The organism is Streptomyces sp. HPF1205, assembly GCF_020400825.1.
In the GTDB taxonomy this organism is placed as follows: Bacteria; Actinomycetota; Actinomycetes; order Streptomycetales; family Streptomycetaceae; genus Actinacidiphila.
The window spans coordinates 97,126-113,691 of record NZ_JAINVH010000023.1; the positions used below are offsets into that span (position 1 = coordinate 97,126).

10 protein-coding genes are annotated in these 16,566 nt (G+C 74.5%); 6 read left to right on the forward strand and 4 right to left on the reverse strand.

Annotation, left to right across the window (positions count from 1 at the left end; all coding sequences use genetic code 11):
• Positions 1-3: 3 nt before the first annotated feature.
• Positions 4-1,194 carry an FAD-dependent oxidoreductase gene (locus K7G61_RS24415; RefSeq protein WP_225849103.1) on the forward strand — a complete coding sequence of 397 codons (1,191 nt, stop codon included), beginning with the start codon at positions 4-6 and terminating at the stop codon, positions 1,192-1,194.
• Between the two features lie 28 nt (positions 1,195-1,222).
• Here the strand turns inward: K7G61_RS24415 and K7G61_RS24420 are convergent, their stop codons facing one another.
• Positions 1,223-2,245, reverse strand: a complete 1,023-nt coding sequence (locus K7G61_RS24420) for a DMT family transporter (protein ID WP_225849104.1) — start codon at positions 2,243-2,245, stop codon at positions 1,223-1,225.
• Positions 2,246-2,563: 318 nt separating this feature from the next.
• Positions 2,564-5,263, reverse strand: a complete 2,700-nt coding sequence (locus K7G61_RS24425; RefSeq protein WP_225849105.1) for a LuxR family transcriptional regulator — start codon at positions 5,261-5,263, stop codon at positions 2,564-2,566.
• A 450-nt stretch (positions 5,264-5,713) separates the two neighbouring features.
• On the opposite strand from K7G61_RS24425, the gene K7G61_RS24430 reads away from it, so the two are divergent.
• Together K7G61_RS24430 and K7G61_RS24435 are read left to right on the forward strand one after the other, a co-directional pair.
• Positions 5,714-6,949: a cytochrome P450 gene (locus K7G61_RS24430; protein ID WP_225849106.1), complete on the forward strand. Its 1,236-nt coding sequence runs from the start codon at positions 5,714-5,716 to the stop codon at positions 6,947-6,949.
• A gap of 102 nt (positions 6,950-7,051) precedes the next feature.
• Positions 7,052-7,852 carry a hypothetical protein gene (locus K7G61_RS24435; RefSeq protein WP_225849107.1) on the forward strand — a complete coding sequence of 267 codons (801 nt, stop codon included), beginning with the start codon at positions 7,052-7,054 and terminating at the stop codon, positions 7,850-7,852.
• A 157-nt stretch (positions 7,853-8,009) separates the two neighbouring features.
• Here the strand turns inward: K7G61_RS24435 and K7G61_RS24440 are convergent, their stop codons facing one another.
• Positions 8,010-8,885: a 3-hydroxybutyryl-CoA dehydrogenase gene (locus K7G61_RS24440; RefSeq protein ID WP_225849108.1), complete on the reverse strand. Its 876-nt coding sequence runs from the start codon at positions 8,883-8,885 to the stop codon at positions 8,010-8,012.
• 458 nt (positions 8,886-9,343) lie between these two features.
• Here K7G61_RS24440 and K7G61_RS24445 point away from each other — a divergent pair, with 458 nt between their 5' ends.
• The 3 genes from K7G61_RS24445 to K7G61_RS24455 all read left to right on the forward strand — a co-directional run bounded on the left by K7G61_RS24445 (position 9,344) and on the right by K7G61_RS24455 (position 15,621).
• Entirely contained in the window at positions 9,344-10,582 is a 1,239-nt protein-coding gene (locus tag K7G61_RS24445) for a cytochrome P450 (protein WP_225849109.1), read from the forward strand.
• A 98-nt stretch (positions 10,583-10,680) separates the two neighbouring features.
• Positions 10,681-13,638 carry a condensation domain-containing protein gene (locus tag K7G61_RS24450; RefSeq protein ID WP_225849110.1) on the forward strand — a complete coding sequence of 986 codons (2,958 nt, stop codon included), beginning with the start codon at positions 10,681-10,683 and terminating at the stop codon, positions 13,636-13,638.
• Positions 13,639-13,788: 150 nt separating this feature from the next.
• Positions 13,789-15,621, forward strand: coding sequence for a non-ribosomal peptide synthetase (locus K7G61_RS24455; protein WP_308190689.1), 1,833 nt, complete (start codon positions 13,789-13,791; stop codon positions 15,619-15,621).
• Between the two features lie 161 nt (positions 15,622-15,782).
• Here the strand turns inward: K7G61_RS24455 and K7G61_RS24465 are convergent, their stop codons facing one another.
• Positions 15,783-16,556 carry a thioesterase II family protein gene (locus K7G61_RS24465; RefSeq protein ID WP_225849111.1) on the reverse strand — a complete coding sequence of 258 codons (774 nt, stop codon included), beginning with the start codon at positions 16,554-16,556 and terminating at the stop codon, positions 15,783-15,785.
• Positions 16,557-16,566 lie beyond the last annotated feature (10 nt).

Sequence of the window (16,566 nt, forward strand, 5' to 3'; positions counted from 1 at the left end):
CCAGTGAACGCGACCCCCACGTACAGCGGCACCTATGACGTCGTGACGGTCGGCGCAGGCCCGGTCGGCCTCTCCGCCGCCTGGCAGACCGCCGAGCGCGGCTGCCGGGTGCTCGTACTGGAACGGGACCAGTTCTTCAACGAGAAGAGCGGCACCAGCGGCGCCGAGCGGCACTGGCGCCTGCAGTACACCCAGGAGGATCTCTTCCGCCTCACCCTGGAGACCCTGCCGCTGTGGAAGAGCCTGGAGAGCCGGTGCGAGCGGCGGCTGATCCACGAGATCGGCAGCCTGTGGTTCGGCGACATCGACGTGGCCACCAACGAGGGCAGGATCTCCGAGACCGTCCACCACATGGACCGGCTCGGCGTCCGCTACGAGTGGCTCGAATCGGCGGACATCGAGCGCCGGTTCGGGTTCCGCGGGCTGCCGTCCTCGTACGCCGGGTTCCTGCAGCCGGACGGCGGCACCATCGACGTGCGCGGCACCACGGCCGCCCTGTTCACCCTCGCGCAGGCCGCCGGGTGCGACCTGCGCGCCGGGGAGACCGTCACCGGGCTCGTGCCCGACGCCGACGGCGTCGACGTCCACACCGACCGGGGCGTCTACCGCGCCGGGAAGGTCATCCTGGCCAACGGCCCGTACACCAACGACCTCCTCGCCCCGCTCGGGGTACGGCTCGGGTACGCGGTGTACGAGATGGTCATCGCCGCCTTCCGGCACACCTCGCCGGCTCCGGAGTCACCGTTCTGGTTCGTCTTCCAGCAGCCCACCGACGAGGACACCAACCTCTTCTACGGCTTCGGCCGCAACCCCTGGGCCCCCGGCGACCTGGTGCGCTGCGGCCCGGACTTCGAGACCGACCCGCTCGGCCACCCGCGCGAGGCGACCGGCACCGCCCATCCCCGGCAGGTGCGCAGGCTCACGTCCTGGCTGGAAAGGCACCTGCCCACGGTCGACCCCGACCCGGTGCGCACCGGCACCTGCCTGGCCGTGCTGCCGACCGACGCCGACCGGCAGTTCTTCCTCGGCACCGCCGCCGGCCTCGTACCCCACGGGGAGAACCTCGTGGTCTACGGCGCCGGATGGGGCTTCAAGTTCGTGCCGCTGCTCGGCCGGATCTGCGCCGACCTCGCGGAGCGGGGGAAGACCGGGTTCGACATCGAGCGCCTCGGGCTGCGCGCCGCCGCATCCTGAAGTCCCGAAGCCTTCGGCCGGTGCCCGTTCACCTGCGCGGGGCGCCGCCGCGCCCGGCCGGCCGCCACCGCGGCGGCCGGGGGCCGCGGCCGCCCCCCGCCTCGCGCCGCCGCAGACTGAGCAGCACGCCCGCGACGACCAGCGCGCCCCCGGCGAACTGGGCCGGCCCCAGCGACTCGCCGGCGATCACCACCGCGGAGACCGAGCCGAAGACCGGCACCAGGTTGAGGACCGTCACCGCGGTGGTCGAGGAGACCCGGCGCAGGCCCAGGTTGTAGCAGAGGAAGCCGCCGATCGAGCAGACACCCGCGAGGTAGGCCACCAGCAGCCAGTCCCCCGCGGCCGGCGCCCGCCAGCGACCCGCCTCCCCCAGCGACAGCACCAGGAACCCGGCCGCCCCGGCCAGTGTCTGGTAGTACGTGGCGGTCAGCGCCGACACGCCGCCCTGCGTGCGCTCCCCGACCAGGTTGTACGCGGTCCACACCACACCGCCCAGGCTCAGCAGGACGTCGCCGAGGAGCCGGTGGCCGTTCCCCGACGAGCTGCCGTGGGCCACCACGACCACTCCGCCGACGGCCAGGGCCATCCCCAGCGCCCGCACCACGGAGACACCCCTGCGGTACAGCAGGAACTCGACCGCAATCGCGACGACGGGGTAGGAGGCGACGATCAGCGTGGCGTCGGAGGCCGTGGCCAGGCCCACTCCGGAGTTCTCCAGGGCGAAGTAGGCGGTGATGCCCAGCAGCCCGGCGATCCCCATGCCCACCCGCCGGCGTACCGGGGGCGGCCGCCAGCCGCGCTGTGCGCGTACCGCCACGGCCAGCAGCAGCGCACCCAGGACGAACCGCATCGCGCCCACCGTCATCGCCCCGTGGTGCCTGAGCAGCAGCTTCGTCACCGCGAAGGACGTGGACCACGCCAGCGCGGCGGCCGCCACCGCGGCGACCCCCAGCCAGGTGGCGCGGCGGGACGGCTCGTCCGGCTCGCCGCCCGCCCGACCGATCTGCTCGCCGCTCTCAACCGCGGCTCCGGCCTCGGACCTGCCCGCCAAACCAACCCCCAGGCGGCGTGTCACGGCTGCCCGCCCCGGATTCCCGCCGCCCCCGGCGGCGGGCCGATGGCGAGAACGACGTTCGCACATCCCGCGGCCGAAGACCGGCAGGCCGTCGATCAACGGCCGAAAGTGACGGGGGAGGCGGCCACCGGGCGACCTGACGGCATGTCGGGCGCCGGCCCGTGGCCCGTGCCCGGGATCGTGCCCGTGCCCGTGCCCGTGCCGGGTGGCCCGGCCCCGGGGAGGGGGGTGGCGCGCGGCATGCGGCGCGAGGGGCCCGGGCGCCGGTGGCGGGATCGGCGGGATCAGGCGGGATCAGGCGGGTTCGAGGACGCCGAGCTGCAGGTCCATGGGGAGCTGCTGGCGGCCGGCGATGCCGAGTTTGCGGTAGACGCGGGTGAGGTGCTGTTCGACGGTGCTGACGGTGATGTAGAGCTTCAGCGCTATCTCGCGGTTGGTGTGGCCGTGCACGGCCAGGACGGCCACGCGGCGCTCGGAGTCGCTGAGGGTGTCCAGCAGGTCCGGGCGCGCGGCGGGCGGTTCCGCGGGGGCGGCGGGCTCCTCGGTGTGGCCGGGCATGATGCGCTCGCGCAGCGCGTCGGCGCCGCAGGTGTGGGCCAGGTGCCAGGCGCGGCGGTTGACCATCGCGGCGCGGGCCGGGTCGCCGGTCTCCTTCAGGGTGCGGCCGAACTCGACCAGGGCGCGGGCGAGTTCGTACCGGTCGCCGGAGCGGCGCAGCTCGTCGATGGCCTTGGCGAGCGTCACCTGCCGTTCGCGCGGTTCCTGGGCGGCGGCGCGGATGCGCAGCGAGACGCCGCGGACCCACGGGTCCTGCCCGTCGCGCGTGGCGAGCTGGTCCACGATGAACCTCTCGGCCTGCTGGGCCTCGCCCAGCCGCATCAGCGCCTCGGCGGCGTCGGTGCGCCACGGGGTCGCCTTGGGCCGGTCCAGGCCCCAGCGCTTGAGCTGCCGGCCGACGTCGAGGAAGTCGCCGAGGGCGGCGTGGAAGCGGCTGGTGAGCATCAGGTACTGGCCGCGGGCCCGCAGATAGGCCAGGCCGTGGACGGTCCCGCCGAGGCCGCTGGGGACGGACCGGGACAGCAGGGCCGCGGCCTCGTCGGGGCGGCCGGCGGCGGCGTGGGCGCGCACCAGGGTGGCGGCGACGCCGGTCAGGAGCACGCTGTCGGACCACTGCGGCATCGCGGACAGGACCGCCGATGCCTCCCGTGTGGCGCCGGCCAGGTCCCCCTGCCGCATCAGGGCCTCGGCGTGGACCCCGGACAGGGCGGCGTACCATCCGGTGGCGCCCCGCCGGCGGGCCTGCTCGACGAAGCCGGCGCACAGCGTCACGGCGCGCTGCGCGCCGCCGAGGTAGAGCAGTGCGCGCAGGGCCTGGACGACGGGTTCGACGGTGCCCTCCGCGAGCGAGGCGCCGCGCAGGAAGAGTTCGGCTGTGCGCGCGATCGACATCTCGTCGCCGCGGTCGGGCAGCGCCCACAGGACCGCGGGGTCGGTCCGCGGCGGGCGGCGCCGTGCCGCGCCGGGCTCGGCCGGCGTGTGCTGGCGCCCGCCGGTCCACTGCGGGAAGGCCGACAGGCCGTCCAGCGGGTCGGTGCGCCGGATCTCCTCCCAGCCGGGGGCGGGCTGCCCGGGGGCCGGCTGCCCGGCCGCGTTCCGCCCGTCGTGCAGTCCCTCCAGCGCCTCGGCGGCCTCCACGACCCGGCCCTGCACCACCAGCAGGCGGGCCAGCCGGCTGAGGTGGGCCGGTGCCAGGCCGTCCTCGCGCAGCACAGTGAGGAGTTCGGCGAGCCGGCGCTCGGCGGCGGCCGGGTCGGTGTGCCAGGCGATCTCGGCCAGGCGCAGCCGCAGTTCGGTACCGCAGCCGGTGTCCTGGCACGACTCCAGGGCGAGTTCGAGGGCGGCGGCGGCGCGGGCGGCGTCACCGCCGGCCAGGAACTGGTCGGCGGCCGAACGCAGTACGCCGGGCCCCCACTCCTCCCCCACGTGCCGGGCGGCCAGCAGCTGGCCGGCCACCACCACGGCCGGCTCGTCGCGCCGCCACGCCAGCTCGGCGGCACGCCGGTGGGCGGCCTGGCGTGCGGACGGTTCCATCCGCTCCAGGACGGCGCATCGGGCGACCGGGTGCCGGAAGGCGAGGCCGTCGACGAGGCCGGCCGCGATCAGCGCGGTGACGCCCTGGGCGACGGTGGCGGCGCTGGTGCCGAGCAGCTCGGCCAGCAGGCCGGGGCTGCCGGCCCCGTCGAGGACGGCGATGCCCTCGGCCAGCCGGGTGGTGGCCGGGCCGCAGCGGTACAGGCAGGCCAGGACGGCCTGGGCGAACGGGCCGCCGGCCCGCGGGCCGGTGTCCTGGAGCAGGGCCCGCAGCAGCAGCGGGTTGCCGCCGCTGGCGGCGTGCAGCCGGTTGGTCTCGAACTCGTTCGCCGCGCCCGCCAGTTGGCCGACGCCGGCGTGGTCCAGACGCTCCAGGCGGATCCGGGAGAAGTTCGGCTGCCGCAGCAGCTCGGTGCCGAAGAGGGGGTCGGCGCTGCGCTCGTGCAGCAGTTCCGCGAGCACCATGAGGATCCGCGCGGACCGCCGGAATCCGGCGAGGTGGAACAGGTAGCGGCTGGAGAGTTCGTCGAGCTGGTGGATGTCGTCGACGCAGAGCACTACCGGGGTGTGCTCGCTCAGGCGCACCAGCGCGGCGGCGAAGGCGTGCATGGTCTCGCTGCCGACGGGCTGCTCGGCCTGGGCCGGGTCGGGGAGGGAGCCTTCCGGGGCGCCGCGTACGAGCTGGGAGATCACGCCCAGCGGCACGGACCGCTCGGCCTCGGTGCCGACGGCCCTCAGGACGAGGTGTCCGCGGCCGGCCGCCTGGGCGCTCACCGTTTCGACGAGTTCGCTTTTCCCGCAGCCGACCGCGCCCTCGATAAGGACGAGTGTGGTATTTCCGGCGGCACTGCATTCAAGAGCGGATTCCAACTGCGCGACACTTGTTTCACGCTGTACCAACATCTGCGGAGCCCCCGGTTTTCCCGGCACGGCGGACGGGCGCCGCGCTCGCGAATTCGATCGGTCGATGGTCGGTCGACCCGAAACTGGTTGCCAGTGTATCCAGGGTCGAACATCCCTACGCTGGCCAGAAGTTGCAATGCAGCATGACGCACCGCGCGCAACCGGGGCCGGCTCGTGGTAAGGGACGGTGCAGGTGGTTGGGTACCCGGCGCCGCGAACCGCGGACGCGCCGTGGCCCGGCCGCCCGGTGGCGCGGCCGGGTTGAGGGGTCGGGCCGGGTCCGCTAGGGGTGTGCGGCCGGATCGGCGGTCGATAGCTTTCCCGGCACAGGACGGCCCGTACGGGCGTGTCTCGCATTCCCGTGTCCCGGCGCGTGCGCCCCCGGCGGCATTTCCGTGATGCCGTGCGGGGCATGCGGCAGGAGGGTTCGGCACCGGCGAAGGATTTTGGATGACAATCCCGACGAGCGACCAACTCCAGGAACAGGCGATGACCGCCACGTTCGTGTGGCAGATGAGCGAACTGGGCGATCCGTACGCGAAGATCCTGCTGCGCCAGCTCAATCCGTACCGGTTCTGCGAGCAGGCCCGGGAGCTCGGGCCCATCCACCGCAGCAAGGTGGGGCCGTGGGTCACGCCGGACCACGCGACGGCGCTGGCGATCCTGCGCGACAAGCGGTTCGGGGTGCGGCGGGCGGACGGTGAGCGGGACTACGCCCGGTTCACGTCCATGGACGACTCGTTCCTCAAGCTGGATCCGCCGGACCACACCCGGTTGCGACGGATGGTGACCCCGTTCTTCGGGGCGCGGCGCTTCAACGCGCAGCGGCCGCGTATCGAGTCGCTGCTGAACGCCTCACTGGACGCGATCGACACCACGCAGCGCTTCGACCTGATGGCGGCGGTGGTGCGGCCGCTGATGAACACACTCGTGCGCGACCTGTTCCGGGTGCCGCAGGCGCAGGCGGAGCGCTTTGACCGCAACTGCACGACGACCGGCCGGGTCTTCGAGGGCTTCACGTCGGTGGAGCAGTTCGACGAGCTGGAGACGGCCGTGGCGGACCTGAGCGCCGTGCTGCGCGACCTGGTGGAGCTGCGCCGGGAGGCGCCGGGCGACGACGTGGTCAGCGAGCTGCTGGCCGCCCACCGCGACGGGGGCCTGAGCCTGGACGAGGTGATCGGCGTGCTGGGTCTGCTGTCGATCGCCGGGACGGAGTCGACCTCGCACCTGATGGGCAACGGCGTCCTGGCGCTCCTGGAGCACCCGGAGCAGTGGGAGCTGCTGAAGGCCGACCCGGACCTGGCGCCCGCGGTGGTGGACGAGACGCTGCGCTACGACCCGCCGAACCAGCTCATCAGCCGGGTCGCGCACGTGGACGTGGAGGTCGCCGGGCAGCACATCGAGGCCGGCGACACCGTCATCATCCTCACCGGCGGCGCCAACCGGGATCCGCTGGCCTACCCGGACCCGAACCGGTTCGACATCACCCGCGGCGCCGGTCCCGACTCGCTGACCTTCTCCACCGGCATCCACTTCTGCCTGGGGGCCGCCCTGGCCAGGACGGCGGCCGAGATGACGTTCCGGGTCCTGGCGCGGCGCCTGCCCGGGCTGCACAAGGCGGGACCGCCGCGGCGGCGCATGGCGTCGTCCATCCGCGGCCTGCACGCCTTCCCGGTGGCCGCCTGAGCGGCGGGCACGGGGACGGCGCCACCCCTTCGGCATGGACGGCGCCACCTTCGGCATGGACGGGATCGGACGGAACGGACGGAACGGATGGGAACGAGGAACATGGAAGACAAGTCACTGATCTGGGACGTCATCTCCGACTCCGGCGAGGGCGACCTGGTCCTGGCCGTGGACTACTCGGTCAACGGGCGGCGGGAGGCGGGCTTCAAGGACTTCGCCAAGCGACTCGGCCCGGACGTGAACGTCTGGGAGACGCTGTCGCCGCCCATCGGCGAGGAGGAGGGCATGTCCGCCGCCCAGTACGTGGACCGGTGGGTGGACGTGGTCCGCGACTCCGGCCGGCGGGTGTCGGCGGTGCTGGGCTACTGCGCCTCCAGCGCGTTCGCGAGCGCGATCGCCGACGGGGTGGCGCGGTTCCAGGAGGACGGGCCGAAGCCGGTGCTGTTCGACCCGACGCCGTCCAACGCCTGGGCGATCCTGCACTTCGGCTTCTTCAAGGTCATCGAGAGCCTGTCCTCGTCGCTGACCGAGGAGGAGATCGTCCAGGTGCAGAAGGACGGCTGGGAGTGCGCCGCCCGCACCGCGGAGGACCTGGAGGCGTTCCGCACCGAGATCGTGGCGGTCTACCGCTCGGTCGGCGAGCTCGCCTTCGACCGGATCGGGCTGTCGCCGGAGCTGGGCGAGCAGATGGTGTCCTGGTTCCGGGCGTACGTGACGTATCTGATCGCGGCCGCGGAGCTGAACGGCACCTTCGACCTGTCGGCGTCGACGGTGGTGTGCTCCTCCGCGCTGAAGGACCTGCCGGGCGAGGTGCTGGAGGAGTACCGCTTCGACGTGGACCACTCCGAGCTGCTGAACAGCGAGGAGGTCGCCAAGGAGGTCGCCGGCCTGCTGGCCGGCTGACCCCGCGAGAACCCGCCGCGTGCCGGCGCTCCTTCCCCCGGGGAGGGCCGGCACGCGGCGTTCGCGTGTCCGTTCACGGTCTTCCCGGGCCTGCGGGCAGGGCGTACGGAAGGGCCGGCCGCGCGGTCGCGCGGCCGGCCCGGAAGGGGTGGTGCGATCAGGCGTAGGTGTGGAAGCCGGCACCGGTCTTCCTGCCGCGCAGACCGCCCTCGACCATGCGGGACAGCAGCGGCGGGCGGACGTACTGCGGTTCGCGGAACTCCTCGTGCAGCGCGTCCGCGATGGCGGCCACGACGTCGAGGCCGATCAGGTCGGCCAGGGCGAGCGGCCCGAGGGGGTGGGAGCAGCCGAGGACCATGCCCTTGTCGATGACCTCGGGTGTGGCGTAGCCGGACTCCACCATGCGGATGGCGGCCAGCAGGTAGGGGATGAGCAGGGCGTTGACCACGAAGCCCGAGCGGTCGCCCACCTTGATGGGCTGTTTGCCCAGGGTTTCGGCGACGAAGCGCTCGGCGCGGTCGCGCGTGGCGTCGGCGGTCAGCAGCGAGCCGGTGAGCTCGACGAGCGGCAGGGCGGGCACCGGGTTGAAGAAGTGCATGCCCAGCACGTGCTGGGACCGGTCCGTGGCCCGGGCCAGCTTCATCACGGGGATGGAGGAGGTGTTGGAGGCGAGGATCGCGTCGTCGTCGGCGACGACGCGATCCAGGGCCCGGAACACCTCCAGTTTGGTTGCCTCGTCCTCGTGGACGGCCTCGACGACCAGTTGGCGGTCGGCGAGGTCCGCCAGGTCGGTGGTGAACGTGATGCGGTCCCAGGCCGCGTCGCGCTCGCCGGCGTCGAGCCGGCCGCGGGCGACCGCGCGGTCCAGGGAGCCGCGCACCCTGGCGCGGCCGCGCTCGGCGGAGGCCGGACCGGAGACGGCGACGGTCACCGACAGGCCGGAACGGGCGCAGACCTCGGCGATGCCTGCGCCCATGACGCCGGCGCCGACGAGGCCGACGCGGGTGATGTCCGGGGCCTCGGCGGCGGTCATGCCGCGGCTCCCGGAGCGGGAACGGAACGGACGTCGTCCGCCGGGTCGGATCCGGGTCTGCGCATACTGCGAACGCCTTTCGGGCCGGTGGGACACGGCGTTATCGCTGTGTTCGGGGTGTTCGGGGTCTTCGGTGTGTTCGGTGTTCTCGGTGTTTCGGTGTGCTCGGTGTTCCCGGTGTCTCGGTGTTGTCCGCGCGCGGGCCGGCCGACGGCGTTTTCCCGCCGGGGTGGCCGCGTCGCGTGCGAACACCCTAGGAAGGTGTTTCTCGGGCCGTGAACCCTTATGCACCCCTGCCGTCGCGTCTTTTTCACTCCGGGTGCCCGGGAATACGGGTGGCGGCGGGGTGTGGCCGGCCCGGAATAGGGGGTTGTCCGCGGCGGGCGGGTTGCTAGCGTCGGGGCGCGGAACCGTCGTTCGGCCATTTACTTTTTTCGATCTCTTTTCGAGGAGCCGCGATGCCTGTCCCGACCCGGGAGCAAAAGGAAGCGGAACTCCACACGTCCCGCTTCATCTGGTACATGGGCGCGATGGGCGACCCGTACGCACTGCTGCTGCGCGGCCAGGAGGACCCGTACGAGCTCTTCGAGCAGGTGCGGGCGCGCGGACCGCTGCACCTGAGCCGCACCGGTACGTGGGTGACGGCCGACCACGCGCTGGGCAACCGGATCCTGCGGCACCCGAGGTTCGGCACGCGCAAGGCGGACGGCTCGCGGGTGGCACCCAGGTTCTCGTCGCTGGACGACTCGTTCCTGAAGCTGGACGAGCCGGACCACTCGCGGCTGCGCCGGCTGACGATCCCGCTGTTCAGCCCGAAGAAGATGGGCGGCTACCGGCCGCACGTGGAGCACGTGTGCGAGGAGCTGCTCGACGGGGTGGACCCGGCGGGCGGCTTCGACCTGGTGCGGGACTTCGCCAAGCATCTGCCGATCGCGCTGATCCGGGGCCTGCTGGGCATCCCGGACGCCTACCGGGAGGACTTCGACCGTTGCTGCCACGGTTCCGCGCTGGTGCTGGAGGGGTTCGTCTCGCCGGAGCGCAGCGAGGAGCTGGAGCGGGCCGTCGACGAGCTGTACGCGATGTTCCAGGAACTGCTGGAGATGCGGGCGGCGGAGCCCGGTGACGACGTGCTGAGCCGGCTGGTGAAGGCCGAACGGGAGGGTGTGCTGACCCGGCGGGAGTCGATCGGCGCGGCCGGCATCATCGCCGTCGCCGGCACCGAGACCACCACGAACCTGGTCGCCAACGGCATGAAGGCCCTGCTGGACCGCCCGGAGCAGTGGGAAATGCTGAAGGCCGACCCGGATCTGGCGCCGGGCGTGGTCGAGGAGACGCTGCGGTGGGACTCCCCCGCCCAGATGGCCACCCGGGTGGCGCACGAGGACGTCGAGGTCGACGGGCACCTGCTGAAGGAGGGCAGCCTGGTGGCCGTCCTGACGGCGGCGGCGAACCGGGACCCGGCGGTCTTCGAGGACCCGGACCGGTTCGACATCACCCGTGACTGCAAGACCGAGCACCTGGCGTTCTCGGGCGGCCCGCACTACTGCCTGGGCGCGCCACTGGCCCGGATGGAGGGCGACGCGGCGTTCCGCGCGCTGGCCCGGCGCGTGCCGGACCTGCGGCAGACCGGCCCGGAGGAGCGCTGGGTGTCGCCGACCGCGCGGGGCCTGCGCGGGTTCCCGGTGGCGGCGGGCTAGTGCCGGGGCCGTGAGGTTTCCGGCGCCACCGGGCGTGGTGCGCGAGGCGTTGCGGCCTCGACGGGCAGACAGCGACGACGAGGACGGAGACGACGGGGATGGACCCTCGCGAGATCACGCCGGACGGCACGGGGCGTACGGTGCCGGCCGGCCGCAAGGAGGAGGCCCTGTGGCTCCTGGAGCGGCTGGTGCCGGGCAGCAACGTCAACAACGTGCCCGGGGCGACCGTCCGGGTGGAGGGGCGCCTCGACCCGGACCTGCTGGTGGCGTCGGTGCGGGCGCTGCTGCGCCGCCACCCGGTGATGCGGACCGTCTTCCACGCGGAGGGCACCCGGCTGACCAAGGAGGTCCTGCCGGCCGACGAGGCCCGGCTGCCGCTGGAGTCCCGGCAGGTGGCCGAGGACGAACTCGACTCCGAATTGCGGGAGTTCGTGGTGCGGCCGTTCACGCTGGACGGCACTCCGCTGGTGCGGCTGGCGTGCTTCTCCACGAAGAGCGCGGACGTGCTGTGCCTGGCGGTGCACCACCTGGTGTTCGACAACACCTCCAGCATCGTCTTCCTGGAGGAGCTGGCCGCCGTCTACGACCTGGCCGCCGCCGGGCAGGACCTGGAAACGGCGCCGGTGGAGGAGGTGGCGGCGTGGCAGGAGCACGTCCCGGACGGGTCGAGCCTGCTGTGGTGGCGCGAGCACCTGGACGGCCTGGACCCGGACAGCGGTGAGCTGTGGCTGGGTTCGCGTCCCGCGGGGTCGGGGACGCTGGCGGGCGCGAGTGTGGTGCACGACCTGTCCGCGCCGGCCGCGGCTGTGCTCAAGGGCGCCCGGCGCTCGCTGAAGGCGCCGGACGCGGTGGTGATGCTGGCCGCCTCGTACCTGCTGCTGGCGCGGCACGGGGCGGGGCCGGACTTCGCTGTGGGGCTGCCGGTGAACATCCGCTCCCAGGCGGCGAGCCGGACCATCGGCTACCACGTCAACATCCTGCCGCTGCGGGTCCGGGTCGATCCCGCCCTGAGCTTCCGGGAGTTCACCCTGCGGGTGCGGAACCTGTTCATGGACGCGGTCGCGCACGCGGACGCCCCCGTGGACGTACTGCTGCCGCAGGCGCCCCGCATCGGCGCGACGTGGCGGTCGGCGCTGTTCCGGCACGTCTTCAACTTCCTGCCGGGGCGGGGGACGGACACGTACCGGATCGGCGGGATGGACGGCCGGCTGGAGATCGTGGAGACCGGCAGCAGCAAGTTCGACATCGAGTTCCTGGTCGTGCCGCTCGGCGAGGGCTACCGGGTCAAGGCGATCCACTCCACGGACGTGCACACCGCGGCCGAGGTCGAGGCGCTGCTGCGCCGCTACGACGCGCTGCTGACGGCGCTGGGCGCCGAGCCGGACCGCCCGGTCGGCGAGGTGCTCGCGTGGCCGGACGCCGACAGGGCGGCGGTGGCGGCGGCGCACTCCCCCGCGCCGCAGGCGCCGGACGTGGTGACCGCGGTGGCCCGGCATGCGGCGGCCGCACCTCACGCGGTGGCCGTGCGCGAGCCGCACCGCACCACCGACTACGGACAGTTGTGGCGGGCCGCCGAGGCCGTACGGGCGTCGCTGGCGCACCGCGGCGTGGGCGCCGAGGACGTGGTGGGGCTGCGCGGCCCGGCCGGCGCCGAACTGGTGGCCGCCGCCCTGGGCGTCTGGCTGGCCGGGGCGGCCTGGACCGGCGCCGCCCCGGACGCGACGGCCGAGGAACTGGCGCAGGCGCAGGTGAAGGCCGTCGTCGGCGACGGGCCCGGCGATCTTCCGCTGGTCGACCCGCACACCGCGCCGCCGGCCGAGCACATCACCGGGAGTCCCGAACCCGGCCGCGCCGCCCTGGTGCTGACCGGCGGCGCGGCCGACGGACCGCGCCTGACGCACCGGGACCTCGCCGTTCAACTGGCGTGGCTGGGTGAGGCGCTGGGCGAACCGGGCCGGCCGCTCGACGCGGTCGCGCGGGCCCCGCTGGGCAGCGCCGCCGCGCTGGCGGAGGTGTGGCTGCCGCTGGCCACGGGCGGGCAGGTGGTGCGGGCGGACGACGACAGGACACTGCCCGGGACGCTGGAGGCCGCGCCGGGCGCGCTGCTGCGGACGTCCGGCGCCCAGGCGTGGACGCTGCTGGAGCGGGTGGAGGCGCGCCTTGAGGGCCGGCCGGTCCTGGTGGGCCCCGACGCCCTGACGGAACCGGTCACGCGGCGCCTGGTCGCGGCCGGCGCCCGGGTGTACGCGGCCCGCGCGGACGGCGGCGGCTGGTGGGCCGGCGCTCCGGTCACGGGCCGTACCGTCCCGGCGCTGCGGCCGCTGCCCGGCACGCGGGCGTCGGTGGCCGCGCCCGACGGGGCGGAACTGCCCGTCGGGGTACGGGGCGTGGTCCGCGTCGGCGCCCGGGACACCGGGGTCGTCGGCCGGTGGACCGGCGAGGGCACGCTGGAACTGCTGGGCGCCGCGAGCCGTCGGCTGCGGCGGCGCGGCGGCGAGGTGCGGCCCGAGGAGGTCGAGTCGCTGCTGGCCGGGCACCCCGCGGTGTCGGCCGCCGCGGTCGTACCGGTGGGCGCGGCCGACGGCGACGGGCCGGAACTCGTCGCGGTGGTGGCGCGCGCCGGCGCGCTGCGGAACGACGACGCGAAGCTGCTGCGGGAGCTCGCCGAGGCCGCCGAGGCGCGGCTGCCCGGCGCCGCGCTGCCGGACCGGTACGCCGTGGTGGCCGCGCTGCCGGTCACCGCGGACGGGCTGCTCGACCTGGCCGCGGTCACCGCACTGGCCGGCCGGGCGGACGGCGGCGCGGACGCGGGCGCGGACGGCGCGGCGGCCGGCTACCTGCCGGGCCTTGTCGCCCTGTGGCGTGAGCTGATCGGCCGGGACGACCTGGACGCGGACGCCAACTTCTTCACCAGCGGCGGCCATTCGCTGCTCGCCGCGCAACTGGTGCAGCGGGTGGAGGAGCGGACCGGCGTGAAGCTGAAGCTCGCCGACGCCTTCGAGCACCCGACGCCGGCCCGGCTCGCCGACCGCCTCGCGGCGGTGGCCGGCGCCTGACCCGGCACCCCGGCCCGGGCCCGCGCGTGCGCGCGCGGGCCCCGCGCCCCCCTCGGCCGTCGGGACCGCGTCCCGCCGGCTTCCCGTTCACGGGCCGCGCCGGACGGCACGCCCGCGCGACCGGGCCTTTGGCCCAGGAGGAATGACACCGTGGCAGGACTGGCACCCCCGCCGGAGTGGAATCCGGCCCCGCACGCGCCCCGGCGCGGGCGGACCGTGCACGATCTCTTCGACTGGTGCGTGACGCGGTGGCCGCGCGCGGTCGCCGTGCGGCACGGCGAGCGCCGGGTGACGTACGCGGAACTCGCCGCCGCCTCGCACGCCTACGCGGCCGGTCTGGAGGACGCGGGGGTGGGGCCGGGCCAGGTGGTGCCGGTGCTGCTGCCGCGGTCGCCGGAGCTGCTGGCGGTGCTGCTCGCCGTACTGCGGCGCGGCGCGGCCTACGCGGCGCTGGACCCGCGCTGGCCGCGGGAGCGGCTGGCGGCGCTGATCGGGCGGCTGGACGGCCCGGTGCTGGTGACCGGCGAGAGCGGCCCGTGGGCCAAGCCGGTGTGGACGGTGCCGCCGGCCGCGTTCGACGCGCTGCTCGCCGAGGGCCGGCGGGCGACGCCTGTGGTGGTGGGCGGTGACGACCCGAGCGCGGTGTTCTTCACCTCCGGCAGCACCGGCACGCCCAAGGGTGTGCTCACCGCGCACCGCGGCAACGTGCGGCTGTTCGACGACTGGGCGTTCGCGCCGGTCGGCGGCGGCGCGGTGATGCCGCAGGCGCTGGCGGCCACCTGGGACGCGTTCGGCCTGGACTCCTGGTCGGTGCTGCTGGGCGGCGGCACCGCCGTCGTACTGGACGACACGCTGGAGCTGGCGCGCCGGCTGCGGGAGCTGGTGGCCGAGGAGGGCGTCGACACGGTGTTCCTGCCGACTGCCGTCTTCCACATGGCCGTCGACACCGACCTGGACGCCTTCCGCGGGCTGCGCGTGGTCGGCACCGGCGGCGAACGCCTCTCCCCCGGCCACGCCCGGCGGTTCCTGCGGGCCCATCCGGACATCCCGCTGCACAACATGTACGGGCCGGTGGAGTCGACCATCGCGGCGACCGGGCACGTGGTGCGGCCGGTGGACTGCGTGGAGGGGACGGGGGTGCCGATCGGCCGGCCGTTCCCGAACACGGGTGTGCACGTGGTGGACGGTGAACGGCTGTGCGCGGTGGGCGAGTCCGGGGAGATCTGCCTGTCGGGCGCGGGCCTGGCGCTGGGCTACCTGGACGAGCCGGAGCTGACCGCGCGGAAGTTCACCGACCTGCCGGTGGGGCCGGGCGGCGCCCGGTTGCGCGTGTACCGGACGGGCGACCTGGGGCACTGGTCCGACGAGGGGCTGGTGTACTTCGACGGCCGCGTCGACCGGCAGGTGAAGCTGCGCGGCTTCCGGGTGGAGCTGGACGACGTGGAGCGCAATGCCCGCGAGGTCGCGGGCGTCGGCTCGTGCGCCGTGGTGCCGCTGACCGGGCCGGACGGCGGGTGCGAGGACCTGAGCCTGTTCTACGTCCCGATCGGCGAGGGGACCGCGCCGCCGCTGGAGGAGGCCGGGCTGCGTGCGGCGCTGGCCGGACGCCTGCCGGGGTACCTGGTGCCGGGGCAGATCCACCGGCTGGACATGCTGCCGGTGCTGGAGGACCGCAAGGTGGACGTGCGGGCGCTGGCCGCGCTGGCGGTACGGCTGCGCGGCCGGGGTGCCGACGGGGAGGCGCCGGTCGGTCCGACGGAACAGGCGCTGGCCGAGCTGTTCGGGGAGATCCTGGGTGTGGCCTCCGTACCGCGTGACGCGTCGTTCTTCTCGCTGGGCGGTACGTCCCTGACGGCGGCGCAACTGGCGGGCCGGCTGCAGGACCGGTTCGGGACGCGGCTGCGGCTGGCGGAGATCTTCGACGCCCCGTCGGTGCGCGCCCTGGCCCCGCTGCTGGAGGCCGCGGCGGCGCCCGCGGGCTGACCGCCCCCGCCCGCCGGCCGTCCCACGGGATGCGGCCGGAGACGGGTGAGCCCCCGCCGGGATCCGTGGATCCGGGCGGGGGCTTCGTCGTACGGTCCGGGGCCGGCGCGGGGGCCCGGTGGCGCCGGCGGGCCGTCCGGGCGGGTACCCGGGCGGCCCGCTCAGCCCGCGACGGATGCGCGGAGGCGGTCGCGCAGGGTGGTGGCGATGACGTCGATGACCCGTCCGGCGTGCTGCTCCAGGTAGAAGTGGCCGCCGTCGAAGGTGTGGAGCGTGGTGCCGCCGGTGGTGTGGTCCTCCCAGGCGGCGGCCTCCTCGACGGTCGTGCGCGGGTCGTCCTCGGCCGTCATGACGACGACGGGCGCGCTGATGCGGGCGTCGGTGCCGCGGCTGTAGCGCTCCACGGCCCGGTAGTCGTTGCGGATCGCGGGCAGCACCATCTCCAGCAGCTCCGGGTCGCCCAGGACGCGGGAGTCGGTGCCGCCGAGTTTGCGCATCTCCTTGATGATCCCGGCGTCGTCGCGCAGGTGCACGTTCTCGTCCCGCTGCCGGCTGGGGGCGCGGCGGCCGGAGGCGAACACGACGACCGGGCTGATGCCGTCGCGCTCCTCGAAGCGGCGGGTGACCTCGTAGGCGAGGACGGCGCCCATGCTGTGGCCGAAGAACGCGACGGGGCCCTCCATGGCGGGGGCGATCGCGGTGTGCAGTTCGTCGGCGAGGGCGTCGATGGTGTCCACGAACGGGTCGCTCCGGCGGTCCTGGCGCCCGGGGTACTGCACGGCCAGGACGTCGAACTCCGGCGAGAGCGCGGCGGAGACGGGGAAGTAGTAGCTGGCGGAGCCGCCGGCGTGGGGAAAGCAGATCAGCCGGGCGCCGGCGCCGGGGGCCTTGTGGTAGTTGCGCAGCCAGAGGCCGGACTCCACGGGGTTGGGCACGGTCGGGTCC

Bases quoted from the DNA above. Each gene is read 5' to 3' on its own strand.
- K7G61_RS24425 (WP_225849105.1), bottom strand. From the start codon at position 5,263: ATGTTGGTACAGCGTGAAACAAGTGTCGCGCAGTTGGAATCCGCTCTT.
- K7G61_RS24450 (WP_225849110.1), top strand. From the start codon at position 10,681: ATGGACCCTCGCGAGATCACGCCGGACGGCACGGGGCGTACGGTGCCG.
- K7G61_RS24440 (WP_225849108.1), bottom strand. From the start codon at position 8,885: ATGACCGCCGCCGAGGCCCCGGACATCACCCGCGTCGGCCTCGTCGGC.
- K7G61_RS24430 (WP_225849106.1), top strand. From the start codon at position 5,714: ATGACAATCCCGACGAGCGACCAACTCCAGGAACAGGCGATGACCGCC.
- K7G61_RS24435 (WP_225849107.1), top strand. From the start codon at position 7,052: ATGGAAGACAAGTCACTGATCTGGGACGTCATCTCCGACTCCGGCGAG.
- K7G61_RS24445 (WP_225849109.1), top strand. From the start codon at position 9,344: ATGCCTGTCCCGACCCGGGAGCAAAAGGAAGCGGAACTCCACACGTCC.